Below are 26,222 nucleotides of genomic sequence, written 5' to 3' on the forward strand. Positions count from 1 at the left end.
TAGCATATTCCAAAAGACGGGACCATGCAAGCGTCGTCAGATCCGCGGCAACATCGAGTAGATGACGGAATAATAGATCAAGACACTAGTCGAGACACTATAGACTAACAATATGTAGGGTGCGAATTTCGGCTGAGCATGCCGTTTCAGCACTTTCAGTGAAAACATCGTGATTCCTAATGCAAATAAAGGACTAAAGCCGAAGACCACAAGATCCATGGACATTAAAAGCTCTGTACTAAAGAGTAGATTAAAGGCGAAAATCGATAATAAATACCAAGACGTGTAGGATAAACAGATGAAAAAGAGGTATGACACGCCCGCAATAACGCTTCCCATCCGTGGTTTTTCCATATGTTGCATGATGCCCCTCCTGTAACAAAAATAAGATATCCTTAATGGTAATCGGAAAAAGTTCTTAAAAATATTCAAATATGAATATACGACAAAAAACGACAAAAAAAGATCTTCTGCTCCCTTCAGCAAAAAATCTTCTCTGTTCGTTTTAGACACTTTCATTCATCTGTGGACTGACCGGAACACCTGCTTGATACACCTTGGCAAGCTCCAACACTTTATTCTTGAAGGCCTCCCGGCAAAGAGCCGGCTCCAAAATCTCCGCTTGCTCCGCAAACTGAATCAACCACATCATGAAACCTTGGGAAAACAGCGCTCCGACCTTGACCTCAAACCAGTCCCCTTCGAGACGCCGGCAACGAATGTCCGTCCCGAACCGGTCGACGACAGTCGGCATGACGCTCTCATGGAACTTTAACGTCAACTGTTCCTGTTCGCCACCGTACATATTGAACATACTGCTCAAATAAGTGGCTTCGACCTCGACCGGTGTCTGGGCCGGCTCAAAAACACTGCAATTAACGATTCGATCCACGCGGTAGGTCCGGATCTCTTCGACCCGTTCATCCCGTCCAATCAAGTAGTAGTTCCCGTTATCGACGATCAGATGAGCCGGCGTGACGAGATAGTAATCCCCGTCGCGACGCAACTCGAACTTTCGGGTCCGTTCGTTAAATTTGCCCTGATATTGAAAACTGATGATGTCCTGTTCGATGATCGCTTTTTGGATGGTATCAATCGAAAACGGGATGACGCCTTTCGGTTTCTTGACGGTATGTATGACCGGCGTCAACGTTTTTGCCAGACGTTTACTCGTTAACGTATGAATATTACGGACCAGAACCTCCGTTTCACTCTCAGAGATGAACTTGGCGCTGGCAATCGCATCCACGAGTAATCGTAAATGATGGTATTCGAACGGACGGCTGACCAGATGATACGGAATCGCAAGACCGTTTTTGGTTTCTTCCGCATGAATATCGAATCCTGATTTAGCCAAAGCAGCAATGTCCTCTTTTAAGGACTTTCGGGACAGCTTTTCAATCAGTCCTCTTTTCGACAGTTCGGTACTCAATTCTTCTAATGTCAACGTCTGTTCTTCATCTGAATACTGCTCAAAAATGTCTCGAACGGCTAACAACCGATCCCGATTGGATAATTTTTCATTTGGCACGGGGCATCCTCATTTCCTATCCATAAGATGTTTGATTATACTTGGATTATACCTCAAAAAGAAATTAAGAATAACAATAATATGGAAATATTTAAGAGATAGGAGAATTTGGATGCAGCACATTGCCGATTGGGAAGGTTACCGATTTGATTACCGGGACAGCGGAACCGGTCCCGTCATTTTACTGATTCATGGGACACAATCCGATTACCGGGAAGTCTATCACGTCGAACGATTAATCGAAGCCGGCTACAGGGTCATCGTCCCATCTCGTCCTGGATATGGAAAAACACCGTTGCATGTCGCCTCATCACCCGGCGAGTTAGCGGCTTTTTACCGGAGATGGCTGGCTTCTCGTCACCTCGAACGTTACACCGTATACGGCATTTCTGCCGGCGGACCGACCGCGATTGCTTTGGCGAGCGGTAATCCAGCTGTCAGTTCGCTCGTACTAGCCTGTGCGATGACACACCAGATTTCACTTCCTTATCAGGACTGGCTTGTCCAACCGCTCCTTCAGCGTCCGCTGCAACTCGTGCAATGGATCCTGTGGCATTACGTGAAAGATAAATTGGTTAAGTTTCCACAGGAAGCATCCGTTCGGATGGTTGAAATGACGAGTCTGTTGCAACGGGACGAGATCCGCCGTCAATTAAATGGAGCCGACCAGCAATTGTTGTATCAAGTCGGATTGCAGAACGGACCGGGCCGGGGGGTGTTGTTTGACTTGACGCAACAGATTGATCGTCCGCTCCTGCAGGGCATCCGTTGTCCGGTGCTGATCGTTCACTCCAAAGCGGACCGGGCCGTCCCGTTCGAACATGCCCTTTACGCCCGACGTGCCATTGCGCATGCCCAGTTCATCGAGTCGGCGAGCCCTGGTCACCTGATTTGGATCGGCCCGTCTGCGCGTCGCGACGAACGAATGATTGAACGCTTTATCGCCTTAAATCACTTGTAGGCGGACACGGAGGTTCAGCTTTTCGTTTTCTTCCTCAATGGAGATGATTCCCCGCGCCGTCAGTTCTTCGATTGCCAAGCGGGTCCGTTCCAAATTAAAGCGGGCATACCGGGCAATCTCCGCTATGCCCATTCGGCAGGACAGCTGATTCGCCTTGATTTTCGACGACGGTTTGGCGACGGAACGTTGCAACAGACGCCAAAAGACTTGCCGGGCATCATCCGACAGCGCATATGCATTTTTTTCGATGACTGGCGGGACGTACCGGATGTCCTCCCGGATGCGCCGGATGAGGTAGAGACTCAACCAGTATTCCACGTCCGCCTGAATCCGGAAAAATTCAAACCACCATAACTGATCGAGCGCTTCCGCTTCATCTTGCCGTAATGCCCAGGATGCCGGAATGTCGTCAAACTCTTCATCGAGAAAGTCTTCGTAATCCAACGCAGTTTCATATAAGACCTGGGGCGGGATCCGGTCAAGCGTCTCCCGTTTTTGATATAAATCAAAACTCATCCGCCGGAAGTGTTCGACAGACCCGGCGACTTGACTGAGTTGCATCAACTGTTTCGTGATGAGACGGGCAAGTCCGTCCAGTTCGAGCTGAACGGCATATAAGTGTTTTTCAAGAGCAATCAATGTACTTCGTTCCATCAGACAGTTCCTCCTCTGTTCGTGGCATACTTCTAGTCTTTTAGTCTTTTTCCGCAAATCGGACATTCAAAACCATCTTCTGTTTGTCTCCCGGTACCGGATGACTTGTTCTTCCTGAAGCGGGTTTATCTCCCAAATAAATCGGGAATATTTTTGATGCAGTGGTCTAAACGATTCAATCGGAGGTGGAACAACGTGTTACAGTCCAAAAAGCGCACGGAGCGGAAGTGGAGACAACGCACGACACGTAATCATATCCTGCAATTGGAACACTTGTACAAAGCACATCCTGTCCGAACGACGACACAAACCAAAATGGTTTTTTCCAAACTGTTGGAAGATGCTATTCGAAGCGGGCGGTCCGTTATCTGGATCAGGGAAACGAAACCACGTTGACCGGATCGGTTACGGCTCTTTTTCATGCCCGCGGTCTCATTGAAATCAAGACCTCGACAGGATTACGACGTCATATCTCGTCTGACACAATCTCGTCTGACACAATAATGGACGTCCGTGAATCCATCACATAAAAATCCGGTTATCCAAAAATCTTCTTATACATGCAGACAAGGGGGACGGATCTGAATCCGTCCCCCTTGTCTATTGAAAAACTGACCGGCTTGTCAGTTCCTGCTTTCATGGACACCCCTTATTTTTTATCTAGCTTGACATTTTGGTCAGCCGGCAAGGTTGTCGTCGTTTCTTCCTCTTCGAGCTTTGGTACACCTGCTCCGTACTCTGTTGTCTCGTCTTCGACATAAGAGGCGGCAAACGCCGGATTCAGCAGATCGGATTTTGAGCCCACGATGACGATCCGGCCGTGTCGGACTTCCTCTTCCAAATCTTCAGCTACATCTTTCGTCATACCGAGCTCCGACAACTGGGCAATCCGGTCTTTCCGGTTGCTGCGGACGGTCGACATCAATGTCTCGAAAAATGATTTTTTAGTTACACGATACGCTAACGTCTGCGTGTCGTTGGCAATCCGTTCCGCCAACTCTTCATCCTTCGCAAAAATGTAAATTTGTTTATTCGAATAACCGCTTGACTTCAAGCTCGTCACTTCTGCGTCGACGGCTGTCATGTTCCGTACGATTCTAGTTTCAATCATCTTGTTTCCTCTCCTTCATGCGAGCCGACTTTCTACTCTCGATATAAAGTTATTCCCGAAACATAATGAATAAAACATGAATCGCCAAAACGTATCAACCGGTTTTTCGCAAACGGACCGCCGGACGCCGTTTCAATACTAACGTCAGCCCGACCACCAGACATAACAAGATTTGCGGTATCATCGTTTCGTACGTCGGATAAAAACCGATCCAGGAAACGGTTGGCAGGTAGGAAACGGCATGAATCGGCACGATGCCTGTCAGTTGTAACGCATGCAGACTGGCGCCTAAGATTTTAAAGGCCATAAGATAAATCAATCCGGTCGCCGCTAAAAAGAGCCGGTTGATCGGTAGACGCACCCCGAAATAAATAACCGCGAGTGAACAGATACCGACCAGTCCGATCGCTAAAATGATTCCCCCGGCCAAAGCAGTCGTCGTCATCGCTGGTGCCATCCCGACATAAAACAGCAGTGTCTCGGCCCCTTCCCGGAAAATCGTCAAAAAGCTGACGGCGAATAAGGACCGTCCCGCAAGATTTGTTGCCAGTCCGGTTTGCCGTGAAGCAACCACCGTTTTCGAATGTAACCAGGAACCGACGAGCAGCATCATCAATACCGCGGCCAGTCCGGTCCATCCTTCAATCTGCTCCCGACCGACAGCAGCAAGTGCCGTCGAAAAGAATTGTTGAATCACGAGCGCCAGTGCTCCGCTAGCAAGTAATCCGAACAGTGCGCCGCTCCAAATCATTCGTTCTCCCGTCACCTTGGCTTTTCGAGTGAAAGCGACCAGTGCACTGATGATCAGCAATGCTTCGAGCCCTTCCCGTAACATGACGAGCATCGCATCGACAAAAGAATACGTCGTTTTCTGCGCCAAGACCTGAAGTGACGTGATGATCGGTGCCAAATCGGTCCGGGTGGCGTCAACCGTCGACTCGTCTAAACGTGACAACAGCACCGGCACTTCCGATTCGATCGTCGTATATAAAGAACTGCTCCGGGTCCGGACCTCCCCTTCCCCGCTCGGCCATCGTTTGATGAATGCCGTCAGCGTCTTCTGCGCCGCCGGGACGTTCCCGACAGCGAGTTGCTGATCGGTCTGTTTCAGCAAGGCTGTCAGTTCGGACAATCCTGTCTGTTCCGCCGCTTGAACGGTATCACCTTGCAGGAAAGAACGGATGCTTGCGTCAAACTGATCGAGTGCTGCATTCAGCTCCGACTGATCAAAATTTTCCCGCGCCAAAGCGATCCGGATGGCAGACAACCCCATCTCGACTTGACCGTAATGACCGATGCTTGTCTCCCGGACGACGGTCTCACGGTCCGTCCACGCCTGCAGTAAGTCGGATTGCAGCTGCTGACGTTCAGACATCGTCGTAGCCTGCCGGAGCTGTTTCGTCCAGCCGAACAACTCTGTTAAGCGTTTTTTAGCCGCAGGATCTGTTTTCGGCTGATCTGTTTCCTCCAGCGTCCGGACGGCCGTCGACAGTTCCGTCAAACGTTGTCTGATCTCCGGGAGGGCGGTTTGTTTCTGAACTTCTGTCAACCGATGTTGAATGACCTTTTGTTCGGCAGAAGCCGGCAGGCGGTCAATCTGTTTTTCAAGTGTGTTCAAAGTCGTCCCGAGCGTACTCCGGTCGTTGTCATTGACTGCTGACAACGCTTGACCAATCGAGACGTACAGCGCATCTGTCTCGGAATCCGCGTGGACAACCGGACTGCCGATTGCCGTGAAGAGGAACAGTGCCAGGAACACGTTAAGCAAAGAGCACATCACCGATGTAGCCTCCTTTTTGAATCCCGCCGAAACAGGCGAAAAGAGCACTGCCGCGGTGGGTAATGTATTCATTTAAACGATCGGACGCCGCTAAACGCCGCTGAATCGTGATGAACTGTTCCGGTGACCGCTGGTACGATAAAAACAACAAGCCGGCATCGAGTGCCCCGGTTGTTTCATTGATGCCCGCCTGATAGGAGTAGGAGCGGCGTAACAACTGTGCTTCACCTGATCCGTGCGCGACTGCCGTATGCGAATCTTTCGGAAGTGAGGCTTCCCCGCGTGCCATGCGTTTACTTGGCGTCACGGATGCAAATTCGTCTTTTGAACCGAGTGGTGCACCGGATGCCCGGTCTCGGCCGAAGGTGCGCTCCTGTTCTTTCAAAATCGTCCGGTCCCAGACTTCAAGATGCATCTGAATCCGGCGGACGACAAGAAAACTGCCATTTGTCATCCATGGTGAGCCGTCCTGCCACTGATAAAAGAGGTGTTTATTCCGAATAGCAGGCTGCGAGACATCCGGATTTCCGGTTCCATCCTTGAATCCAAACAGATTCCGTGGTGTCCCTCCTGTTGCATCCGCTGCTTTTGACCGTTGGAAACCGGTCTGGGTCCAGCGGATTTTGACGACGCCCCGACCGATTCGGGTCAAGTTCCGCAACGCATGAAACACGACTTGTTGATCGTCGGCACAAATCTGAACGACAAGATCTCCGCCCGCCCATTTCGGGTCGAGCTGATCAAGATCAAAAGCCGGCAACTCCCGGAGCAGATTCGGACGCTTATGACCGATTTCGAACCGGTCGTCCGCAAACAGACCGTGTCCGCAACCGAACGTAAACGTCAGATGGCTCGCTGACAGCCCTTCCGCCTCCCCCGTATCTTCCGGCGGGACGTACAGACTGTCCGAGTCACCGAGCGGCAAGCCAGCCGTTAGCCGGGCGCATGCCCGTGTCCAGCGTTTCAAGAGGTCAATCAATTCATCGCGTCGTGTCGTCTGGACATCAAAGGCGACGATCTGGACATGATTTTGGGGCGGTGTCAGGATACCCGCCTGATACTTGCCGTAGAACGGGACCTGATCCGTCGCTTCGGCGGTCAAGGCACGCGGTAACCACCGTTCGAGCCCGCTCGCGTAAAGCGCAGCTCCGAGTCCGGTCAGTCCGGCAACTTTCAGGACGTCACGCCGTGTAACGCCCGCTTCTAAAGTAGTTCGTGTCATCGATTCAGCCCTCCAGTACGATCCCCATCTTCGAGAGCGGCTCGGCCAGCTCGTTGATGGCTTGACTCAATTGTTTGACGTCCGCTTTGGATAACGCGGTATAGAGAACATACCCATCCTCTTTCTTTTTGGCTTCCAGTAAACCGTTGACATCAGCAAAGCGGGCGGCAATCTCTTTCGACAAAGCGGCATCCTGTTTTTGAAGCGCCGGGTTCAACAGTTGATAAATTTTTTCCGCCCCTTGAACATTGGCTGCAAAATCATACAAGTCCGTGTGGGAATAGCGGTCTTCTTCCCCTGTTACTTTCGACGTCGAAACTTCGTTCAATAAATCAGTCGCCCCGGTGACAAGCAGTTCCGGGGTCACCTCGACGGTTTCGACTTTTGCTCGGAGCAGATGAACATCCTGCATCAATTGATCGGCGTATCCTTCGTATCCTTCGGTCGTCCCTTTTTCAAACAGTCCTTGTTCGATCCGGTGATAGCCGCCCCATTCCGATTCCTTGACATCCCCTTCACGGGCATCGATCTTCGGATCGAGATCCCCGAATACTTCGGCAATCGGTTCCGCCCGCTCATAATGCATCCGCGTTGGTGCGTAGAGCGCTTTCGCCTCTGCCAAGTCACCCTCTTTGACCGCTGTCGTGAACGCTTCCGTCTGTTTCGTAAACTGTTCCAGTTCTGCAACCGCATAGGTCCGGTAATCGGCCACGACCTGTTTGAACGGGTCCGGCTTGGGTGTCGCCGGTTTCGTCGTCGCGGTTTGTTCGTTACAGGCTCCCAGTAAAGCCGTCATCGATAAAAGTCCGATGGCCAGTGTTTTTGTATGTCGCATGGATGGTTCCCCCTGATCGTTAAGTAAGTTCATCAATCAGTATAGTCGATAATGATAATCGTTATCAATATATTTCAATAAAAAAATCCTCCCTTTCAGACGGCATGGTCTGGAGGGAGGATGACTGATTCAGGATTCACGTTTCTTGAAATACGTCCGCGAAATGATAAAGGCCACGATGCCGAAGCCGATAAATACAAACGCTTTTTGAATCAACGACAAGAACGACAAGTCAAACAACAACAGTTTGACGGCACTGACCGACAACAACAGCAGACCGGACAGGCGCCAGGCCGCTGTCCCGCGAATCCGGCCGATTGCCACGAGTACAAACGATAACAGGATGTAGGCAACAGATAACGTCGTACTACGATCCGTTTGATCAAGCGCCGCGTAAAACGGCAGTTCCATTACGATCAGCGTATAGGTGACGAACACACCGGCAGCGGCGAAAAACAGCACAAGCTGCCAATATTTCCGCCACACTGCTTCCTCGTGCGTCCGAACGAGCAGAACGATGAACGCTGTTGTTGCAAGTGTCAGACCGAACACGGAGACGGCATACGACTGATCGTTGAAGCGGTACGTTTCATATGTTCCGATCGTATACAACACGAACATCACATACACGACAATCCCGAAAATCCGTTGGTGTGGTACTTGCTGACGTTTGACGAGCCATAAACCGGCAATCACGAGAGCGTAGAGAATTGAACGGAATTGATCACCGAAACTCAGTGGATCGACCGGTATCTGCGAAATCGCAAACAGAACGGCGACATGACCGACACCATTTTGCCACGCGTCTTTCGTTTGATTCGCGACGACGTAAGCGAGTAGTGCAAACAGAACCGCGAGTCCGTAACCAAACGGCCAATCGATCACGGACAGACTGAGCAGGACGAACCCGCCCGCTATCCAGCTCGGATAGTTATACGTGAGCGGCAGTCGCGTCCCGATATAGGCGAGACCGAGATAAGCCATAACAGAGGCAACGAGTAACGTCACTTCATCAATCAGAGGACGTGTCTCAAAATTGACAGTGAGACTGCCGAAAACAAGCGCCAGGAAAAAGACGCCGGCAGCAACAGGGTACGCCTTGACCGCTTTCAGACGAAGGACAGCAAATAGCAAGGCGGTAAACAACAGCACTTCGTACAGTAAAAAGAGGAAGACGTTCGGCTCGTCCGTCAACTGAAGAAACGGCAATAAAAAGCCGGTAATCGAAACCAGCACCAGCAATGCCGTCGAACGCATCCACAACATTAATCCATATGCGATCGCGAGTACGACAATCTCTAAGAAAAAGGCCAACAGCGGTGGATAAAATTGATATAAGGCCATACCGGCAAATAACGCCGACAAGGAGACGATCGTTCCGGTCGCGACAAGCCCGACGCCGAGCTCACGTCGTTTCTTCTCATACTGAAATTCTCCGAGCGCCATGACGAGCAGACCGATGACGACACCACTTCCGATCCGGACCGCCGGGCTGATCAGTCCGGCAAGTGACGCATAGGAAAACAGAAAAATCGCCCCGATTGCTGCAAAAATCGCCCCGATCCGCGGTAACCAGACCGTCGCGAGGACGTTTTCCCATTCCTCCCGTGTTCGGGCTTTTTTCACGACGGGTGTCCGGGTTTTTTTGACGAACGCCGGTCGGACGGCTGGGCGCGTCACGGAAGAGACCGGTTCCGGCGGCAATTCTTTTGCCGATTGGTGTTCCAGTTGATCGACACGAGCCTTTAAGCGGACGATTTCCTGTTCCAGCTGTTCCAGTCGTTGGTCATCCATTTCTTCACCACTCCTTTCAAGAAGAACTTACAGAGGTTGTCATTATTTTACACGATTTTTAAATCGATTCCCATTTCTTTAAAAAAGCGCCCTTGGTCGACCGCATAAAAAACCGGTGAAGCCAACCGCTTCACCGGTCAATCGATTAACGGACAGATAACGCGTACTGTCCTGTCGTGTTGTAAACAGACGTAAATTGTGAACGGCTGACCGTATATTTTCCACGGTAGGGATCGGATACCGTAAACGCACTGCTTGAGACACCTGTTACGAGCATGACATGGTAGTTGCGGTAACCGGTAAACGTTTTACCGTCCGGCTTGATCCAAGAGAAGTAACCGTACGGATTTTTGAAATCGACGGTCGCCCAGACGATGACCGGGTTTCCGTTACGGATTTCACTTTCAATTTTGCTGACCCCTTGTTTCGAGATATCAGCAGCACCGCTGCGGTATTTTTTCGCGAGCGGCAGGATGCCTTTCGGATAAATACCCCAGTTTTTATAATAATCAAGTGTTCCTGCCGGATTTCCGGTAAACATTTTTTCCGGATCGGCCCAGTAATACTTACCGTTTTTATAGGTCGCATTTGTCATGCTTTTTGGCATCTGGTTATATAAGGAAGACGCGGAAACGGCCTTTTTCTTGTATTCGAGTGCCATTTTCAGTGAAACGAATTCACAGCCTGACGGATAACCGAGCGTATACTGGTTGTAATACGGGACGTTCAATTGTTTCGACGAACTGCTGCTTGGTGCCGTTTTCGTCAAATACTGTGTCGACACGTAACGGTAGCTGCCGTTGTATAAGATACGTGTCCAGCTGCCGGATGTTCCGTAAGACGCGACCTTTACACCTTTGTTTAGTTGTGTGACGGTTTTCGCTGTCGTACTTGGAGCAGTTCTGACGTTTAATGTCCCGACCGTCGTATAACGCGCGCCGGTCGACGTATACTTCGATGTCGTAGACGTCCGGACATAATCTTTGTGTATGTAACCCGGTTTTGATTTGTACGTGATTTTATACCAACTGCCGGACGTCCCGTTTGAAGTATAGACGGCTCCTTTTGTGATTTTCCCCAAGATTTTACTTGTTGTCGATGGTTTCTCACGAACACGTAATACATCTGTCGTGACCGTCAGCTTCGTGGCAGCTTCTGCAATGAGCGATGGACTGAACACACCGAACAAAACCCCTGCCAAAATGAAGGACGTAATGATTTTTTTCATGATAAACCCCCTTATTTTCTGTAATACACACATTTTTCCCATCTTTTTGGAATTTTAATCAATATTCCACAAGAAAATTCTGAAAAATTGCGATGTCTTTTTCTTTATAACAAAAAATCTCAGCTCTGTATAGACAGATTGCTGAGATGTAATTATATTGATATTTAGTAAAAATCAGTTTTGAAGCTCTAAAATGAACGGGGACGGTTTCGAAAAAGCCTGCCCTATCAAGCGCGCGACCAGTTTCGTGTCGGTTTCGGAGACGGGCAACGGTGTCCCGTGGACGATACTTTCATAAAAGGCACGGTATAATTTGCCGTAGTCTCCGACCGGGCTTGGAATCCGGACATCCTGGAGATGACCGTGATCGTCATGGTACAACAGACGACCGAAATCATCTTCTGAGTCTTCACCAAATCCTTCTTCTCCCGGGAAGTAGTTTGCTTTGAGATCGAGTTCCTGCCGGTCGATATGCTGTTTGATGAACGTTCCGTTTGTGCCGTGAAGCATCCAGCGCGGAGCACCCGCTAACGCGATATGACTGGTCCGGACGCTGACTTTTAAGTCCGGATAATAGAAATCGAGGGCAAACGTATCATCCGGATTGCCGGCTAGGCGGACCGTCCGGATATCGTAACCGACCCGGTCCGGTTTCCCGAACAGGGCAACGATTTGATCAATCGTATGGACACCGAGACCGTATAAGGCACCGTTTTCCGGACGCGGAATGGCCGGAGCCGCGTCCGGCCGGTAAAGGTCGAAGTGTGAGACCACTTCGACGAGTCGTCCGAGCTTGCCTGAACGGATGACTTGTTCGACGACTTGAAAATCGCTGTCAAAACGCCGGTTTTGATACGCCAGCAGCTTGACCCCTTGCCGGTCTGCTTCCTCGAACAACCGGTGCGTCTCGTGCTCCGTTACGGTGAACGGTTTTTCGACCAACACATGTTTTCCGTGTTGCAAAGCTTGCAGGGCGTAGGAGAAATGCGTCGCCGGCGGGGTATTGATGACAACGACCTGAAGCTCGGGATCGTTCAGCATCGTGTCCAAATCCGTTGTAAAGCGGACATGCGGCAATCGAGACGCATAGGTTGTCTCTAATTCCGGTTTTGCTTTTCGATTATAAATCCAGGTGATATCAAAATGGTCCTCAATCATGACGTAGGGCAGATGATACCGGGTCGTACTTTTTCCAAAGCCGATAAAACCAATCTGAAGTCGCATCCGATCACTCCTCGAAACATTCTTTTTCTAACCATACCAAAGCAGACGGAACTTGTCCTATCTAAATGTCCCGTTATTTCAGAACCGGTGTTTCCTTATACTCATATGTCGCAAAACCGTCACGAATCCCTTGAGGCTCAAAACCAAAGGACGCATAATAACGGTTCAGGAAGTCATTTGTCGCAAGACAGTCGAGACGCAACCGTTCCTGCTCTGCCGTCGTGACCGCGATGACATGCCGCAACAGTTGTTTGCCGACGCCAAGACCTTTTGCCGTCTCGCTGACGACAATCCGGTGGATGTACAGCCCTTCCGTATCCGGCCACAACGTCTGATCCCAGGCGAGCGACGGTAACAGCGCAATCGAACCGAGCAGTTCCGCCCCCTGTTCAAAGACATACAGTCGCCCGGCTGCCAAATCGTTTGCGACCAGTTGCTGTAAATCTGCCTTCAGATAAGCGGACCACTGCTGGCTCCCGCGTGCTTGAAACAATTTGGCTTTTTCGCGCAACAGGGTCGCAATCTGTTTGACGTCCTGTTCAGTAGCTAGTCGTATCATACTGTTCCTCCTGTAAAAAAATTCTCCTTCATCCTAACGAAATTGAACCCAGAAGAAAACCGTTTTGCATAAAGTCCTGCAAAAATCACAAAAACGCATGAGTTTGTAAATTTTTTCATAGTTTCAGATTCTATATCTCAATATTGTATAGTCAGGGAGTGAACAGACCCCCAGTCTGCACAACACAGGTCTACCGACTTCCCACGAGTCGGTAGACCTTTTTTTAAACCGTTTAGTCCAATCCGACCCAACGTTTGGACAGTGCGCGGGCTTGTTGACGGTATGCCTCATCTTCTACGACGGGGTTACTGAGTCGCGGCGCAGAATCCGCGTAATACCCGCCGTTGTCAATCACATCGTCGGTCGTTGCCAGATACAGGGCAGTTTTTGCCCCGTATTCCGGGGTGTACAGCTTTCCGGTCCAATAGCCCACCTGAGCAACCGGCTTCAGAACGGTTTTAAGCACTTTTCCGTATTTGCCCCGGTAAAACAGGTCTGTGTTGACGATTCCCGGGTGAACACTGACAAACGTCGCCAGCGTGCCGTATTGTTCCGCTAATTCCCGCATGTGAACCATTTGCAGAAGCTTTGATTCCCGATATGACTTCATCGGGTTATACTGCTCTTTTCTGACATGTGCAATCGCCTCGAGCTCGATATCGGTCCGGATCATCCCGCCTTCTCCCGCCAAGGAAGAAATCGAGATCACACGGGGATCATGTCCCTGCTCGATTAACGGCATTAACCGTTCAATCAAATAAAAGTGACTGAGGTAATTGACTTGGAACTGTGATTCAAATCCATCTTTCGTCACATGATACGGCGGAACCATGATACCGGCATTTAAAATCAGGCGATCGATCCGACCAATCCGGTCAAACAGCACATCTGCAAAACGCCGTACGGAATCAAGCTGATCGAGTTGAACGATTTCCACTTCCAGATTCGCATCGGAAACAGCATGTTCCCGTAAAAGTTGAATCAGCAGCGTCGCTTTTTTTTGCGAACGGACGGTTGCGATGACACGGTCTCCGCGTTCCAGCAATTCTTGAATCGTCACCATCCCCATACCGGAGTTTGCTCCTGTCACTACACAGATGTTCATATCAGATGCCTCCTCTTTCTTCAATCAATGATCCATTATGATACGTGTTTTCCTTTTTTTACGGATTTATACACATCTTCCGGCAAACTATTTTCGGAAGCAACCGCAACGAATGACGTATACTAAAGAAAAGACGTCTTTCATTGAAGGAAGGGATCGCCTATGAACGAAGGAACCGTCCTGTTGCTGGCCGGTGTTCTCTTGTTGCTTGCCATCGTCACGACGAAATTTTCTGTCCGTCTGAACGTCCCGACCCTGATTCTGTTTGTGTTTGTCGGCATCCTGGCCGGAACGGATGTCTCCGGCTTGATTGATTTCGCCGACTTCGAACAAGCCCGTCTGTTTGGTACAATCGCACTCGTCATCATCTTGTTTGACGGCGGTTTGAATACGAAATGGCGGGATTTCAAAACCGTACTGCCGGCAGCGTTATCCCTCGCAACCGTCGGTGTCCTCGTCACGACCGGGCTGATTGCCGGCGTCGCGCATTACCTGCTTGATTTCAGTTGGCCGATCGCCTTACTGATCGGGGCCTTGATCGGCTCGACCGATGCCGCTGCCGTCTTTTCCCTGCTGAACGGTCGTCCGATCGATCAAAAAGTGAAGCATACGCTCGAAGCGGAGTCCGGAACAAATGACCCGATGGCCGTTTTCCTGACGATCCTGTTCACGGAATTCGCTTTGGATCCGGCAGCCTTTTCCGCCTTACACGGCATCTTGCTGTTATTTTACGAGATGGGCCTTGGTCTTGTAATCGGTCTGTTCGTCGGCTGGTTGTTGACGTCCTTGATGAACCGCATCCAGTTGCAGTCGTCGGCCCTCTACCCGACGCTTTTGATCAGCGGCGCACTCCTTTCCTACGGCGTCGCAACCAGCCTTCATGCGAGCGGCTTTTTAGCCGTCTACGTGACTGGAATATGGCTCAGCAACCATGATTTGATTTACCGGGATATTCTCGTCCGGTTCAGTGGCAGCCTGTCTCACTTGGCGGAAGTCGGCATGTTCATCATGCTCGGACTGCTCGTTTTCCCGAGGCAACTGTTCGATCCACAGACGCTGTTCGTCTCCGGCATCATCGTCTTGACGTTGATTCTCGTCGCCCGTCCACTCGCCGTCTATTTATCCCTGTTACCTTTTCGTTATAACTTCCGCGAACAGAGTGTCATCACGGCCGCCGGTTTACGCGGCGCTGTGCCGATCATCCTTGCGACCTATCCGTTGTCGAGTGGCTTACCGGACGCCTATCCGTTATTTAATATCGTTTTTTTCGCCGTCATGACATCGGCTCTCCTGCAAGGGACTGCCTTGCCGTGGGTCGTCAAGCTGATGAAGCTTGATGCGAAACCGACCATCGACATTGAACCGTTGATTCAGTTCATGACGGTCGCGAATCCGAATGCCGAAATCGTCGAAGTCAGTGTCCCGTCCTATTGCCGCATCGATGGGAAAACACTGCAGGAGATTGAGATGCCGCAGGATTTGCTGGTCGTCGCCGTCATCCGGCAGAATGCCATCATCACACCGAGGGGAAAAACCCGGTTAATCGGAGGCGATCAACTGTTGATCCTGACGCCGAAACAATCGGAAGAACGGATCCGGAAACTGATTGCGTCCCTTGGAATCTAAGACAAAAAAACCGGACACCTGAGGGCGTCCGGTCTTTTTATTTCTTCTTTTTCCGGCAATCACCGGTTTCCGGTCAGATCTTCCGTCCGTTGAATCCGGACAAGACCCGGCGGACGATGCGGGAACGTGATCGTCAGTCCCGCAAATCGGCAACTGTCATTACTGTTTTGTGCCCGGACGATCCAATCAATCGTTTCCTGCCGTGCCAAGGCGTTGTGGACCCGGTTTTCGACCTGTTGTCTCGAAATCCCTTCACAGGAGACTTCCGTCAAATAGGTCGTCTCGTCGGACTCGAACTGTTTCCAGATCCCTAACAGCAATTGACCGACGGCACTGACGGGAGTTCCATCCGGCTCCCCCGCCCCGACCGCTTCGTCGAGTCGTTCGATGGCCTCCGGTGCCGTGTCCCCGAGCGCCAAGATCCGTCGCGATCCTTGCTGCATGATCCGGAAACGCTTATGTCCGTCGTCAAGCCACAGGCGCTGGGCAAACGGATTGACCGGAATACCATGGAAAAACGTTACTGTCCCGCGCCAGGCGAAACCGAACGACGGATCGTAAACCTGCATGACCGCCATCACCTGTGCAAGAAATGATTGCACTTCCGTTCGTTCCGCCTGCAACCGGGTCCGGACATCCTCGAACTCGTGAAGCGGGACAGCCAATGGAATCCGCGTGAACAATTCGCTTTCTGGTACACGGTGCGGTGCGAGGACCGTCCCGTCAAGCCGGTAATCACTTGCCGGACGTCCCGTCCGCCCGACGAACAGTTGCCAGTGGTCTTCAACCGCCGCAAAGGCATAGGTCTGATGGGCAAAGGATGGAGCGACGAACAGACCCGGGAACGGTTCGAACGTAGCAATCCGGAGCGGTTCGCCGTCGTTCCACTCCTCTTCGATGACACGGACGAGCTGTCCGGTCAACGAGAGTGTATCCGTCAGATAACGGCCGGTGTTGCTGTAAAAACCTAAAATGTATTCCCGCTCTTCCTCTTCGAACGTCATTATCGTCATTTGAAACAGGGACTGGACCTGGGCTTCAGCAAACAAATCGTCGACGCTTTCCGGATGATGGGATTCGATGGCCACCATCTGCCACCCCATCCGTTCATATAAGTTGATCGTAATCGGGAAAAATAAGAAAGCACCATGTGTGGCTTCAAGTTTCAGGATATCCTGCATGGCAAGCCGCTCAATCCGTAAATCAAACCCCATCCGTTCCAGATGATCTTGCAAACGTCTTTTCCAGTGCGTGAATTCCATCTTTTTCCCTCCTTCTGCCTTATGCGCGTTTACGAAGCGGATTTTTGGACCAGTAAAGATAAAGACCGACCAATCCGGCGATTCCGATCAGATACGCCGGGGTGCCGCTGACTTGCATCAGGACGACGGGATTCGGCACGAATTGAATCAAAACCGCTTTGTACGTCGCAAACAAGATGAAGCTGACTAAAAATTGAAGCCAGACCCGTTTTTTGACGTCACGGATTTTCGGCGACGTGATTAGAATCGACATCGCATCAATCAGGAATAAGGCGATGATCGAAAATAAAATGTAATCTGCGAGAGCGAACTGGAAGATTCCATCGATTCCTTCGATGAAGATAAACATCAAAATCGTCGAGATATAATTCCGGGTCCAGCGCTTCTGAGTTTCGTTCCGCCGCAATTCCGGAATCTCGGCAATCATTTGATTCAACCGTTCTTCCGGTGATTGTCCGTGGACGGTTTCAAACGGTTTTTGCAAGCGCTGGGCTTCATACAGATCCGCTTGGAGACGGCGTTCGATATCCGTCCGTTCCGGTTCTTCGACGTTCAGGTTCAACCGTGGTAACAATGACTCCAAAATACGTGTGTTGGCTTTAGTAAGTTTCAAGCGAGATCCCCCTTTTTCACGTTTAAGTATACCGGTTTCAAGGAAAAAAAGACTACCGGGAAGATGACGATTACTTGACGAATCACGAATAAATATTCAGAATAGTTAAAAAGGTGACACAATTTCCAGAAAAGGAGGGATACAGATGTACCAAACCTTGACGAATACGGCGCTGATCGCTTTACTGACGAGCGTCGGGATTGCCCTGCCGTTGGCACATACCGAAAAAGAGGCACAGGAGCCGATCCCGTTACAAACGAACCAGACGGATGCTGAATCAGCAACGACCGAATAAAAGCATGACCCCTTTCCCTGATCAACGGAAAAGACGGGTCATGCTTTTATTATTTTGCATTTCCAGGCATTGTCACATGCTCCTCCACCTTGACCGTCCAGGCCAAGATGGTCGTGCTGTCCCGAACACCGAGCTGCTTGATTGTCGTCAGTAACGTCTCAACGCCAGCCGTTGAAGTGTTCAGAATCGTTTCCATCTGTTTTCCGTCCTGAAACGGGGCTCCCGGACATTCAATCAATCCGTCCGTCGTCAACAACAGCTGATTGGTTCCTTGACGTAATTCACGAATCCCCCGGCTGTAGCACGGAACCGGTAAATCAAATGTATTGACCCGTCCGATCCATTCAAAAAATTGCCGCTCGTTTAATTTGTACTGTAGATGTTTACTTAACTCCGGATGGAATAGATAAGCGACGACATCGCCGACTGATAACCACCAGACATATTTTCCTTTTCGGACAAGAAACAGACAGGCGGTCTCGCCCTGTACGTCTTGACAGGCAGTCCGGAAGGCTTCGTTTTGCAACAAGGATACGACCTGCTGTTCAAGTGCGAAAAACATCGTTTCGAGAGGTTCATTCAGGATCCGTTCGATTTTTGCACGATGCACGGTAAAGTAGTTGGTTAGTAAAACGGCACTTTCCGCCGTATCATGCGCGTCGAGGAGCATCGTCCATTCCCAGTCCTCCCCGATCCAATGGAGATGACATCGACGAACGGTGTTTTATTGCCTACCCAAACCAAATCCGTCATTTCTGTTATGACCCCTTTCAATCTGTCTGTTCATCCCGCGTTCCTCCACCCTCATGACACGACCGGTTAAGGGGTCGTGACAAAAGGTTGAACGAACAAACGCAGACGTTTTTCGTAATTCCCGGCATTTTCGGAATAGGTCATGCCGTGACCCGCTCCGCGGACCGGATACAATTGTTTGATCCCGGGTTTTGCCTGATACAGCTCATAGACCATCCGCGGGGGAACAATCTTGTCCTCCGTTCCCTGGATGAACAACGTCGGCACCATGATCCGGCTCGTCTGCCGCGTGACGGAAACATCCCCGTAAAAGAAGTCCTGTTCGACTTTATTCAAGATACTTGCCACAGCAAGCGACGGACCGGCCGGATACGACAGATTTGCTTGGGCAAGGGACTGGAGCCAATCATCCAGACGGGCATATGCGCCTTCGGCAATGACGACCTTGACTTGTTTGGGAACGGTCGGCTCTCCTGCTGCGAGCAGTGCCGTCGCCCCTCCGACACCCAGTCCGTGATAGATGATGTGACGGGTTCCGGTCTCCTCAATCAATTGATTGGTCCACTCGATCAAATCCAGCCGGTCAAGCCAACCATAGTTCAATGGTCCTTTACTGCCTCCCTGACCGCGGCGGTTCGGAACAAATACGTTGTATCCGAGCTGTTCCTGATAAAAGCGGATGAGTGGTTCCGTCTCGGAGGAACCGAGGCGCACATCATCAGCAAGGAGCACCACCGTCTTGTCGGACGCGGGAGAAGCGGTCAGGTAACGACCGACGCGCGCTTCTCCGGTCGTCTTTAATTGGATGGTTTTCACATCCTGCCGCTTCATCCATGCCTGATCCGTTGTATCCGGATTGGTTTGCTTCGCAGGCAAGAGACGAGAGCGGTCGGACGCTTTTGTTAAAGTGTGCTGTAAACGGTAGCCGTCATATCCGATCAGACTTCCGATTCCGAATAGGATCAGCAAGAGTATCAAAATCCATTTGCGCACCACGTTCACTCCTTTTGTCATCTGTTTCTTTCAGAAGCTATTCGTCATCCGACAGCCGTGTCCCTGCCGGTGGAGCCGGTGGCTTGAGAAAAGTCTGTTGATACCAACGCAGTACGTTTTCAAACTCTGCCTGTGTAAAGTAACCGGCATGAAAGACACTTGAACCGCGTAATGTAAGCTGAAACTTCAGGATATCTTTGTGTTCGAGAAAACGGGACACGTGGCTCGAGAAGGCTTCAATCTTGAGGCGCGGCGCATAAATCGTTTCCCGGTTGACGAGTTCCTTGCGGAGGACAAACAAATCATCCTGATGCCCGTAACGGGTGTTTTGATAGCCCGACCGTGCGATCGCGTAATAAACAGGCAACAGCAGAAGAAACGGTAATCCCAAATATCGGAATGGTTCCGGTAACGTATAGAGCATCGCCCCGTTCAACAGAAGTAACCCCAGACTGTAGCCGAGCAGCGGCCAACGGACGATGTAAAAAAATCCCCGGTCGACAGCTCGTTTCTGCGGATTTTGCAATTGAAACCGCGGTAAAAACCGACTCAAAAAATCGTCGATCTCACTCGTGCGGATAAACGGGTGCAAGAGCAGCTTCTCTTCTTCACCGTTTGCCGAGATAATGTGTAATGAGAGATGCGCCCGTTTCAAGCGCCGTTTGATCCAGCTTTCCTCGATGACCAGTGCCTGCACCTTATCTTGATGAAAGACGATTTCCGTCCGGTTCAAGAGGCCGTAGCCAATCGTCATCCGTTGTTTATCACGTGTCGCCCGGAAGGAACCGTACCGGAGGACGAAAACCAAAATCGAGCCAAGGTAAATCAAGAGTAAAAGCATTCCGCCGAGAATCAGCAAAATCATAAGTGATAAATGCAACAATTCGTCAAACGCCCGGCTGATGTAAGGCTCGATGAACCGGTTGGCGAACTGATAGACGGCTCCGAATCCGACGAGTGCCAGACCAAGCCGGCCGGATAATGCCCCTGCCGTCACTAAATCCTTTAAGCCGACCGTATAGGTGACGGCTGTCTCCGCATTTTCGGCGGGTGGCAAGACCGCTGTTCCGATCGTCGATTTCAATTGTTTGGCAAACTCGAGTCGGACCCCTTTTAATTCGACTTCCGGTTTGCCGCTGTCGGATGAAGTTTCGACCGTCAGTGTCGCCAAACCGAGAATCCGCTCGAGCAGGTTTTGATTGATCCCGATCGACTCGATCCGCTGACGTTGCGTCGTCCGCTCACTTTTACGGAAAATCCCTTTATTGACCCGAATCGTTTGTTCATCAATCGTAAACGTATAAAAGTACCAGGAAATGATGCCGAACACGAGTAACAGGAAACTGATGACCACGACACCAATCATCGTATACATGCCGAATCCGTCATTTTTCAAATCATTAAACAGGATGACGGCAATTGGAATGACGAGTGACCGGAGCTGTGTCAATGTCGTCATTAAGATGAACAGGGGATGCACCCTCCGTGTCATAACGACTCCTCCTCCTGTTCCTCGAGTTTGGCGAATCGTTCAATCCGCTTCCGTAAGATGCCGGCTTGTGTCACCTCAAGTCCGGGTAACTCAATTTGTCCGGACGCCGTATGCACGCTCATGTTCATCAGGTTCAAACGACGGAGCAACGGACCGGACGATGTATCGATGATTTGTACTTTGACGAGCGGCGTCACGACATGCCGTAAGATAAAAATCCCGAATTCAACGACTAAAAATTCATCATTCACCCGGTATTTAAAATACCGTTGTCGGATCTTCGGGACGTAGACGAACTGAAGTAAAAAGAATCCTGTCCACAGACCGGCCAGAATCCACATCCACCAGGGAGACAGATCGAGCCACTTGATCTGAACCACGGTTGCCGTTCCGATGAGCGACAGATAAATGGTATACTTAATACCGACGTATTGACGTTCGGCGGTCACCGAGGCACGTGGCAGACGTTGCCAGTCCCCGGTCGGTTGATTTGGTTGCATCCAATCCCCTGCCTTTCCTTTTTTCATACGGGAAGAGACTTGCTCAAGTTTCACTGTCATCAAACAGACGTTGACATTTCACTGCGAATCATCGCATATATAAGAGAGTAGAAATGTATTTCAAGGAGGAACCATGCTAACATTTGAAGAAAAATTAAACATCATCGAGACTTTCCCGCAACTTGTCCGGAAAGAAGTTTCGCTTAACCGTGTCAATTTCCACTTCCCGGAGAGTCAGTTCGAGAAAAAAATCGTCGTCTATCATCTTCACCCGAACGGCAACGGTTTTGTTTACGCTGCAGGATTACCGGGATATGAGACGGACCGGAAAGGTTTCGTCAACATTCGTGAATTCTCCGAGCCCGCTTTAATCCTCTTGTTACAAGATGCGATCAAAGCGCTAGAGACAGTCGAAACGGTCGAAACGCTGGAAGAAACGTGGATCAACGACAACCAGTTCGAATTGACGTTATTAAACGAAGACCTCGATACTTGGTTGGTGTACGCGGGCGACTTGCTTGACGGAGCGTTCAATTCGTATAAAGAAGCAGCGAACTACCTTGAAGAAGAAGGATTCCGCCGCAAATAAATAGTCAAAGTGAACGGGACTGTCAATCAGTCCCGTTCATTTTTATGGTCAGGCGATTTAATGTCTGCTTGACCAGTTCCATGTCTTCGTCCGATACACCCAGTAATTCTTTTAAAGCCAGCGGAATTTGTTCGGCCTCATTTCGAAGGGCTTGACCGTTTGCCGTCAACGTGATTTGGATATGACGTTCGTCCACCGGATTTTTGACCCGTTCGACTAAACCGGAAACTTCTAATTTTTTTAACAAGGGCGTTAACGTACCTGAGTCGAGATGCAATCGCTCTCCGACCGCTTTTAACGATTGTTGATCCTGCTCCCACAAGACGAGCATGACGAGATATTGCGGATAGGTTAATCCGAGCGGCTCCAGCAACGGACGGTATCGTTTCGTGATTTCACGGGAAATCGCATAAAACGGAAAACAGAGTTGTTCTTCAAGCAATAAGGGATTCGACATATATATCCTCCTTTAAGCAAAATAGTTGCGTTCTTTTATAGATTGTATACAATCTAATTGTAAGCTACTTAAATTAATCAGCCAACCCGAAAGGAAGTTATTATTATGAAACCAATGTTCACATCATCTGCTACAGCTGTCGGAGGCCGTGACGGCCGCGTCGTATCGGAAGACGGTATTTTAGACGTCGCTCTTGCCATGCCTGTACCAGGATCAAAGAAACAAGCGACAAACCCGGAACAATTATTTGCTGCCGGATACTCTGCTTGTTTTGATTCCGCTTTAAATCTTGTCGCTCGTAAACAAGGAATCAAGCATGACGGCAGTGAAGTAACGGCACACGTCACGTTGAACGAAGCAACAGACGGATTTACACTTTCAGTGGAACTGGACGTTCTTGTCCGTGGCGTTTCAGAAGAACAAGCTGCGGAGCTTGGTAAACTTGCCCACAGCGTTTGCCCTTACTCACGCGCAACAGCTGGCAACATTCAGGTCGACATCTTCACACGGACGACTGACTCAGAATAAGCATACCACTCCTCCTCTTGCTTGGCGTATTTCGCTGACGGGGAGGAGTTTTTATTGTTTTTGACGCATATAAGCTTATACTTCTTGTTTTTTAACTTGTTTTTATATGACAAGTACGGTATATGAAATAAATAGGTCTTCTGTTTAAAAATCACACTGCCTTTTTCACAGTGTGATTCCCTGAATTGTTCAGCTGTTTCGTTCATTTTAACTGATTGACGGAAAGGATGACCAATTCTCCGGAGACAATCATATAATAAGCATCCTCGAACCGGTGACGCACTGCCTGCTCACCGTCATACACCGTGACCATCGGTTCAGCATCCGTCCCGATCGATTCATGCAGGTAAAACCGGTCGCGCAGCACCCGCTCAAACGGGTCACGGTCCAGGTAACGAGCACCCGTCCGCAGATTCATCACTTCATGGTGCTGATCCGACCGGTCATTGACGATGAAAATCGTCGACTCGACATCGTCATAGGTGAAGTCCAGCGGTTCGAAATCACTCCACCGAATCCGTTCCCGCTCCGTAACGGCCGATTGTTCCTTGATTTCATAAAACACTTCTTCATTCAGGCGTTCCGTATAAGCACTAAACACGAGATGGCCGTCCTGTTCACCCAGGTACTGGACGGTATCGCCTTCCCCATCCAGCCGCAACAACGTCCGGAAGGAGAGGTGTTCCACGCCTTGCTCGATTTCCGTGACGATCGTCGACAACGGAGCAATCAACAGACTTTCCGAGTGGTCGATTGGATCTTCCGGTGAGATGACTCCGCTTTCCAGCGCATCATAAAAGGAGAACTCATCAAGCCGGGCATTGCAGACGATATAATCGGCATCCGCTAACGTGACGAGGAAAAAATATAGTTCACGGTAGTTTTCCGTGATGCCATACAACCGTTCATCTTTAATCGGATGCTGACGCATCGTCTCGACGTCATACAAAAAGGCGGTCGTCCCCTCATCGACATGCAACAAGACCATATACCGCTCATTCAGGACCCAGTAGAGCGTCAAATCGCCTCCAAGACGCCACGACGCGAGATGCTCGCTTTTTCCTGAATGCAGGTCAATCGAAATCAATTGCGTCTCACCGCCCTCTTCCCGGTCTTTTTCATTCAGGCAATACACTTTTCCCTTTTTGACGAACGGCCGGGTTGGTCCGTGGTCCTGCAACACTTCCGGCGTCAGATCGACCTGTTCTTGATCTTCTAAATCAAACCGGCTGATATGAAATTGACTGTCGTTGAGTCGGCGGCGGAAATAAACCGATGATGGTGTGACATGTAAGATATCAGAATGATCAGCTGGCAACGCCCGCGCGTCCAAAATTTCCATTCTAGCACCCCTCCCAGATGTTCTACTCTGTCTTTCCCACGAAGCGTCCTCCTTGAAACAGGGTCCTTCCGTGCGTCCGGTGAAAACGAGTGCTACAATAATGTCAGAAGAAGACATGACAAGGAAGGTGAATTCCGTGCAATCACAGGACTTAAATACGATGATGCTTGAATATGTCAATGACAAGGAAGACTATGACGCCTTTGCCGATAAATTAAAAGTCTTATTATCGGAATTGCTCGATGCAGCCGGCATCAAATACCATTCGATCGTCGCCCGGACGAAAGAGTCCGACAGCCTGTACCAAAAAGTATTACGGCAACCGAATAAATACCAATCGCTCCGGGATGTGCACGATTTGACGGGAATCCGGATAGTGACGTACTTTCACGATGATGTCCGGGAAGCGGCCCGGATCATCGAAAATGAATTTTCAATCGACCGGGATCAATCCGTCGACAAATCCACGTTGCTCGATACGACCGAGTTCGGTTATCTGTCGGTCCATTTCGTCGCCGCCTTAAATGAACAGCGGCTCGCGCTAAGTGAATACGGCCGTTTTAAGGATCATACAGCCGAAATTCAGATCCGGTCGATTCTCCAGCATGCCTGGGCGGAAATTGAGCACGATTTAGGGTACAAAAATCCGAACAGTGTGCCGGCCGAAGTCCGCCGCAGTTTCAGCCGGGTTGCCGGACTCCTTGAAATCGCCGATCAGGAATTCGTCAACATCAAAAAACAATTGAAGCAATTCGAAGACGAAACGGTCCAGCAAATCTTATCGGATCCGCAAAAGGTCCGGATCACTTCCGATAACTTAAACTATTTCATCGACCATTCCGCTGTCATCAACGATCTCGACAAACAACTGGTCACGTCCCAGATGATGCTCGATTCTGATCAGCAGTTGATCAATGAACTGATCCGGATGTTCCATTATGTCGATATCCGGAATTATGGAGAATTGATTGAAGCCGTCGCCGTCCACAGCCCGCTCGCCTTGAAGTGTGCCCAGGTCATGCCGAACCCGTTCCTTCCCCGTCAAGGAATCGGGATCGCCTACATCTGTATGGCCGTGACGATTGCCGGGAATGATCCGCACCGGATTGACTACTTCTTCCGCCGGTTCTATCCGGAGCTCCGGAACGTCGACGACATCATCAAACAGGTCCAACCGTTAACTAAACAGATGATTCAAGAGAAAAATATTGATTAAACTAAAATTTTTCACTATACTAAATCACGGAAGAAGAAACTACGGTATGGAAAGAGTGAAACTATGGCAACTACATTAGAAGTAGCAAATCGCGATCAGTTGATCGTGGATACAGAAAAAGGGTTACGCATGAACTACCGCGCCATCAAAAAAGATGTCCGGAGCATGTTCACGACTTACTTGACGCGAAACGAATTCTTTATCCTGAAGTCGCTTTGCACAAGCAGTCCCCAAATCGCATCGGCTTTATCCAACGAATTTCAGTTTTCAGCGAGTATGATCACGGCACTGGCCGATGAATTGACGAAAAAAGGGCTGATTTCACGTGAACGCAGTGAACTCGACCGTCGTGTCGTCGAACTCCGGGCAACGGAAGACGGGATTGAATTATACGGGAAACTTGAAGCGATGAAGATGGAATACCTGTCGGACGTCTTCGCTGACTTCTCGGATGCCGAACTCGATACGTTCCGGACATTATTAACGAAACTCGAACAACAAAATTAACATCCATCCCTTCAGCCTGACCGGTTGAAGGGTTTTTGTATGATA

27 protein-coding genes are annotated in these 26,222 nt (G+C 50.0%); 7 read left to right on the plus strand and 20 right to left on the minus strand.

The window, feature by feature from the left end:
* Positions 1-36: 36 nt before the first annotated feature.
* Positions 37-363 carry a hypothetical protein gene (locus ABIC15_RS08750; protein ID WP_012370479.1) on the minus strand — a complete coding sequence of 109 codons (327 nt, stop codon included), beginning with the start codon at positions 361-363 and terminating at the stop codon, positions 37-39.
* A 142-nt stretch (positions 364-505) separates the two neighbouring features.
* A complete protein-coding gene (locus ABIC15_RS08755; RefSeq protein WP_012370480.1) occupies positions 506-1,531 on the minus strand; it encodes a helix-turn-helix transcriptional regulator in 1,026 nt (341 codons plus the stop codon).
* A gap of 112 nt (positions 1,532-1,643) precedes the next feature.
* On the opposite strand from ABIC15_RS08755, the gene ABIC15_RS08760 reads away from it, so the two are divergent.
* On the plus strand, positions 1,644-2,492 hold the full coding sequence (locus ABIC15_RS08760) for an alpha/beta fold hydrolase (protein ID WP_354020486.1): 849 nt from the start codon (positions 1,644-1,646) through the stop codon (positions 2,490-2,492).
* On the opposite strand, the gene ABIC15_RS08765 is transcribed toward ABIC15_RS08760, so the two are convergent.
* The 10 genes from ABIC15_RS08765 to ABIC15_RS08810 all read right to left on the minus strand — a co-directional run bounded on the left by ABIC15_RS08765 (position 2,478) and on the right by ABIC15_RS08810 (position 14,004).
* Positions 2,478-3,146 (minus strand): hypothetical protein, encoded by a 669-nt coding sequence (locus ABIC15_RS08765; RefSeq protein WP_012370482.1) that lies wholly within the window; start codon positions 3,144-3,146, stop codon positions 2,478-2,480. The genes ABIC15_RS08760 and ABIC15_RS08765 overlap by 15 nt on opposite strands.
* 649 nt (positions 3,147-3,795) lie before the next feature.
* Positions 3,796-4,257 (minus strand): YflT domain-containing protein, encoded by a 462-nt coding sequence (locus ABIC15_RS08770; RefSeq protein ID WP_114595719.1) that lies wholly within the window; start codon positions 4,255-4,257, stop codon positions 3,796-3,798.
* Positions 4,258-4,351: 94 nt separating this feature from the next.
* On the minus strand, positions 4,352-6,034 hold the full coding sequence (locus tag ABIC15_RS08775) for an FTR1 family protein (protein WP_354020557.1): 1,683 nt from the start codon (positions 6,032-6,034) through the stop codon (positions 4,352-4,354).
* Positions 6,018-7,259, minus strand: coding sequence for an iron uptake transporter deferrochelatase/peroxidase subunit (efeB, locus tag ABIC15_RS08780; protein ID WP_354020487.1), 1,242 nt, complete (start codon positions 7,257-7,259; stop codon positions 6,018-6,020). Before efeB ends, ABIC15_RS08775 begins: the two co-directional genes overlap by 17 nt.
* A gap of 4 nt (positions 7,260-7,263) precedes the next feature.
* Positions 7,264-8,094, minus strand: coding sequence for an iron uptake system protein EfeO (gene efeO, locus ABIC15_RS08785; protein ID WP_354020488.1), 831 nt, complete (start codon positions 8,092-8,094; stop codon positions 7,264-7,266).
* Between the two features lie 129 nt (positions 8,095-8,223).
* On the minus strand, positions 8,224-9,888 hold the full coding sequence (locus ABIC15_RS08790) for a DUF2339 domain-containing protein (RefSeq protein WP_354020489.1): 1,665 nt from the start codon (positions 9,886-9,888) through the stop codon (positions 8,224-8,226).
* Positions 9,889-10,033: 145 nt separating this feature from the next.
* A complete protein-coding gene (locus tag ABIC15_RS08795) occupies positions 10,034-11,116 on the minus strand; it encodes a C39 family peptidase (RefSeq protein ID WP_354020490.1) in 1,083 nt (360 codons plus the stop codon).
* Between the two features lie 174 nt (positions 11,117-11,290).
* Positions 11,291-12,340: an oxidoreductase gene (locus ABIC15_RS08800; protein WP_354020491.1), complete on the minus strand. Its 1,050-nt coding sequence runs from the start codon at positions 12,338-12,340 to the stop codon at positions 11,291-11,293.
* Between the two features lie 73 nt (positions 12,341-12,413).
* Positions 12,414-12,899 carry a GNAT family N-acetyltransferase gene (locus ABIC15_RS08805; protein ID WP_354020492.1) on the minus strand — a complete coding sequence of 162 codons (486 nt, stop codon included), beginning with the start codon at positions 12,897-12,899 and terminating at the stop codon, positions 12,414-12,416.
* 232 nt (positions 12,900-13,131) lie between these two features.
* Positions 13,132-14,004: an SDR family NAD(P)-dependent oxidoreductase gene (locus ABIC15_RS08810; RefSeq protein ID WP_290826549.1), complete on the minus strand. Its 873-nt coding sequence runs from the start codon at positions 14,002-14,004 to the stop codon at positions 13,132-13,134.
* Positions 14,005-14,166: 162 nt separating this feature from the next.
* Between ABIC15_RS08810 and ABIC15_RS08815 the strand changes: the two genes are divergently transcribed.
* Positions 14,167-15,630: a potassium/proton antiporter gene (locus ABIC15_RS08815; protein ID WP_354020493.1), complete on the plus strand. Its 1,464-nt coding sequence runs from the start codon at positions 14,167-14,169 to the stop codon at positions 15,628-15,630.
* A gap of 59 nt (positions 15,631-15,689) precedes the next feature.
* Here ABIC15_RS08815 and ABIC15_RS08820 read toward each other — a convergent pair whose 3' ends face one another.
* Both ABIC15_RS08820 and ABIC15_RS08825 read right to left on the minus strand, forming a co-directional pair.
* On the minus strand, positions 15,690-16,892 hold the full coding sequence (locus ABIC15_RS08820; protein WP_354020494.1) for a hypothetical protein: 1,203 nt from the start codon (positions 16,890-16,892) through the stop codon (positions 15,690-15,692).
* A 19-nt stretch (positions 16,893-16,911) separates the two neighbouring features.
* Positions 16,912-17,505, minus strand: a complete 594-nt coding sequence (locus ABIC15_RS08825) for a hypothetical protein (protein WP_354020495.1) — start codon at positions 17,503-17,505, stop codon at positions 16,912-16,914.
* 145 nt (positions 17,506-17,650) lie between these two features.
* Here ABIC15_RS08825 and ABIC15_RS08830 point away from each other — a divergent pair, with 145 nt between their 5' ends.
* On the plus strand, positions 17,651-17,800 hold the full coding sequence (locus ABIC15_RS08830) for a hypothetical protein (protein WP_012370495.1): 150 nt from the start codon (positions 17,651-17,653) through the stop codon (positions 17,798-17,800).
* A 49-nt stretch (positions 17,801-17,849) separates the two neighbouring features.
* On the opposite strand, the gene ABIC15_RS08835 is transcribed toward ABIC15_RS08830, so the two are convergent.
* The 4 genes from ABIC15_RS08835 to ABIC15_RS08850 form a co-directional block, all read right to left on the minus strand.
* Positions 17,850-18,470, minus strand: a complete 621-nt coding sequence (locus ABIC15_RS08835) for a PP2C family serine/threonine-protein phosphatase (RefSeq protein WP_354020496.1) — start codon at positions 18,468-18,470, stop codon at positions 17,850-17,852.
* Positions 18,471-18,619: 149 nt separating this feature from the next.
* Positions 18,620-19,546: an alpha/beta hydrolase gene (locus ABIC15_RS08840; RefSeq protein ID WP_354020497.1), complete on the minus strand. Its 927-nt coding sequence runs from the start codon at positions 19,544-19,546 to the stop codon at positions 18,620-18,622.
* Between the two features lie 37 nt (positions 19,547-19,583).
* A complete protein-coding gene (locus tag ABIC15_RS08845) occupies positions 19,584-21,038 on the minus strand; it encodes a PH domain-containing protein (protein WP_354020498.1) in 1,455 nt (484 codons plus the stop codon).
* Positions 21,035-21,538 (minus strand): PH domain-containing protein, encoded by a 504-nt coding sequence (locus tag ABIC15_RS08850; RefSeq protein WP_354020499.1) that lies wholly within the window; start codon positions 21,536-21,538, stop codon positions 21,035-21,037. Before ABIC15_RS08850 ends, ABIC15_RS08845 begins: the two co-directional genes overlap by 4 nt.
* A gap of 133 nt (positions 21,539-21,671) precedes the next feature.
* Here ABIC15_RS08850 and ABIC15_RS08855 point away from each other — a divergent pair, with 133 nt between their 5' ends.
* A complete protein-coding gene (locus ABIC15_RS08855; RefSeq protein ID WP_012370500.1) occupies positions 21,672-22,127 on the plus strand; it encodes a hypothetical protein in 456 nt (151 codons plus the stop codon).
* Between the two features lie 22 nt (positions 22,128-22,149).
* Here ABIC15_RS08855 and ABIC15_RS08860 read toward each other — a convergent pair whose 3' ends face one another.
* Positions 22,150-22,584 (minus strand): MarR family winged helix-turn-helix transcriptional regulator, encoded by a 435-nt coding sequence (locus ABIC15_RS08860; RefSeq protein ID WP_214766997.1) that lies wholly within the window; start codon positions 22,582-22,584, stop codon positions 22,150-22,152.
* Positions 22,585-22,689: 105 nt separating this feature from the next.
* On the opposite strand from ABIC15_RS08860, the gene ABIC15_RS08865 reads away from it, so the two are divergent.
* Complete coding sequence (locus tag ABIC15_RS08865; protein WP_012370502.1) at positions 22,690-23,112, plus strand: organic hydroperoxide resistance protein; 423 nt, start codon at positions 22,690-22,692, stop codon at positions 23,110-23,112.
* A 202-nt stretch (positions 23,113-23,314) separates the two neighbouring features.
* On the opposite strand, the gene ABIC15_RS08870 is transcribed toward ABIC15_RS08865, so the two are convergent.
* Positions 23,315-24,454: a Six-bladed beta-propeller, TolB-like protein gene (locus ABIC15_RS08870; protein ID WP_354020500.1), complete on the minus strand. Its 1,140-nt coding sequence runs from the start codon at positions 24,452-24,454 to the stop codon at positions 23,315-23,317.
* Positions 24,455-24,590: 136 nt separating this feature from the next.
* Here ABIC15_RS08870 and ABIC15_RS08875 point away from each other — a divergent pair, with 136 nt between their 5' ends.
* Together ABIC15_RS08875 and ABIC15_RS08880 are read left to right on the plus strand one after the other, a co-directional pair.
* Positions 24,591-25,670 (plus strand): GTP pyrophosphokinase, encoded by a 1,080-nt coding sequence (locus tag ABIC15_RS08875; RefSeq protein ID WP_290826526.1) that lies wholly within the window; start codon positions 24,591-24,593, stop codon positions 25,668-25,670.
* Between the two features lie 63 nt (positions 25,671-25,733).
* On the plus strand, positions 25,734-26,177 hold the full coding sequence (locus ABIC15_RS08880; RefSeq protein WP_014970479.1) for a MarR family winged helix-turn-helix transcriptional regulator: 444 nt from the start codon (positions 25,734-25,736) through the stop codon (positions 26,175-26,177).
* The last annotated feature ends 45 nt before the right edge of the window (positions 26,178-26,222 follow it).

Source organism: Exiguobacterium sp. PvP048 (assembly GCF_040549175.1).
GTDB lineage: Bacteria > Bacillota > Bacilli > Exiguobacteriales > Exiguobacteriaceae > Exiguobacterium_A > Exiguobacterium_A artemiae.